This is a genomic window from Larkinella sp. C7, assembly GCF_006149005.1.
Classification (GTDB): Bacteria; Bacteroidota; Bacteroidia; order Cytophagales; family Spirosomataceae; genus Larkinella.
In genome coordinates, this window is sequence record NZ_VBSL01000194.1 from 1 (window position 1) to 397 (window position 397).

General features: G+C 44.3%; 2 protein-coding genes. Both read left to right on the forward strand.

Features of this window, described 5'->3' with window-relative positions; translation table 11 throughout:
* Nucleotides 1-228 (forward strand): ATP-binding cassette domain-containing protein (locus FH871_RS35070; protein WP_305036631.1); only part of this gene is annotated, 228 nt, incomplete at its 5' end.
* A gap of 5 nt (nt 229-233) precedes the next feature.
* A complete protein-coding gene (locus FH871_RS35075; RefSeq protein ID WP_305036633.1) occupies nt 234-392 on the forward strand; it encodes a hypothetical protein in 159 nt (52 codons plus the stop codon).
* The last annotated feature ends 5 nt before the right edge of the window (nt 393-397 follow it).

Consider the following 397-nt stretch of genomic DNA (forward strand, 5'->3'; position numbering starts at 1 on the left):
CAAGAGGACATCATGAAAGCCTGTGAGATGGCTGAAATCAGAAGAGATATCGAGCAAATGCCACTGGGTTATCAAACTGAGCTATCCGATGGGGCGGGACTCTCAGGTGGTCAAAAACAAAGGATAGCTCTGGCACGTGCCCTCCTGACAAAGTCACCGATTATGGTCTTAGACGAAGCGACTAGCGGGCTAGATGTCTTAACAGAAAAAAGGTCATTGACAACCTGATGAAGATGACCGAGAAAACCATTATTTTTGTGGCCCACCGACTCAGCATTTCTGAGCGGACTGACAAAATTGTTGTTCTTGACCAGAGAAGAATTATTGAAACAGGTCCCCATCAGGATTTGCTTAAAAAGCAAGGCTTCTACTACCAACTTTTTAATAAATAAGCGGA